This window comes from Streptomyces palmae (assembly GCF_004684805.1).
Classification (GTDB): domain Bacteria; phylum Actinomycetota; class Actinomycetes; order Streptomycetales; family Streptomycetaceae; genus Streptomyces; species Streptomyces palmae.
The window spans coordinates 1-1,350 of record NZ_SRID01000687.1 but is presented as its reverse complement, the minus strand read 5'-3'; the positions used below and the strand labels follow the sequence as shown (position 1 = coordinate 1,350).

The window sequence follows — 1,350 nt, the reverse complement described above, 5'->3', positions numbered from 1 at the left end:
TCGACCTGGTTCATGGGGTCGTTGTAGAGGTCGGCGACCCGGGTGTGGACGCGCAGCACGGTCTGCGCCACGCTCAGCTCGTACTCCCGCGGCGTGCTCTCGTAGTCCGCGAAGACACCGGGCAGGGCGGGCTCGCCGGCGTGGCCCGAGGCGATGGCGATGTCCGCCTCGCCCCGCCGGTTCAGCGCCGGGGCGGGCCGCTCGGCGGTGTCCCGCAGATGCTCGCGGAGCGCCGCCGAGCGGTCGGCCAGCTCCTCGAAGGCGCGGCGCGGGAGCGTCAGGACCGTGGTGCGGGTGACGGCCTTGGCGGTGAACTCCCACTCCCTGGCGGGGCCGGTGAGGGTGTCGTCGCCGAAGTAGTCGCCGTCCGCGAGCACCCCCAGCGAGGCCGTGTCGTCATAGGCGCCCGGGCGGCGCCGGTCCACCTTGCCGTGTGCGATCAGGACCACCTCGGCGGCCGGCTGCCCGGCCTCCACGAGCACCTCGCCCGCCGCGTACTCGCGCTGGGTGAACCGGTCCGCCAGGCTCTCCAGCGCCTCGGAGTCCGCGAAGCCCCGCAGCAGGGGGAGTTCGGCCAGCTCCGGCGGGATCACGCGGACCTCGGGGCCGGTGGAGACGAACTCCACGCGGCCGTCGCCGAGGGTGTGGGTGAGCCGGCGGTTCACCCGGTAGGTGCCGGCCGACACCTGCACCCAGGGCAGCACCCGCAGCAGCCACCGGGAGGAGATGCCCTGCATCTGCGGGACGGACTTGGTCGTGGTGGCGAGTGTGCGGGCCGCTGGAGTGCCAAGGCTCAGGCGCGGCTCTTCGGGCTCGACGGAGGTCGTCATAAGCGTGTGTCATCCAATTCTGTGCACGGGCACGAGGAGCTTCCCAGGTGCCGAGAACCGCGGGGGAAAGGGCTGTGGATCAGTGCCCGACTTCCACGTCCTCCAGAATTCCCAGTGCGTCGGGAACGAGGACAGCCGCCGAGTAGTAGGCGCTCACCAGATAGGAGATGATGGCCTTTTCGCTGATGCCCATGAAACGCACCGAAAGGCTCGGCTGGTATTCATCGGGAATTCCGGTGCGGTGTAGTCCGACGACGCCCTGGTTCTCCTCGCCGGTGCGCAGCACCAGCAGCGAGCTGGTCCCCCGGTCGCTCACCGGGATCTTGTTGCACGGGAAGATCGGGACACCGCGCCAGGCCGGCACCGCGTGGCCTCCCACCTCGACGCTCTGCGGGGACAGCCCCCGGCTGTTGAGCTCCCGGCCGATCGCGGCGATGGCACGCGGATGCGCCAGGATCAGCCCCGGGTCCTTCCACACGGTGGCCAGGAGTTCGTCGAGGTCGTCGGGGGTGGGTGGGCC

Annotated in this window: 1 protein-coding gene and 1 pseudogene; both read right to left on the bottom strand. The window is 71.0% G+C overall.

Annotation, left to right across the window (positions count from 1 at the left end):
* Positions 1–830: cyclic nucleotide-binding domain-containing protein (locus tag E4099_RS32080; RefSeq protein WP_135342597.1), on the bottom strand; the 830-nt coding region annotated here is incomplete at its 3' end.
* A 79-nt stretch (positions 831–909) separates the two neighbouring features.
* Positions 910–1,350 (bottom strand): annotated as a pseudogene (locus E4099_RS32075) (Crp/Fnr family transcriptional regulator); the annotation flags it as partial.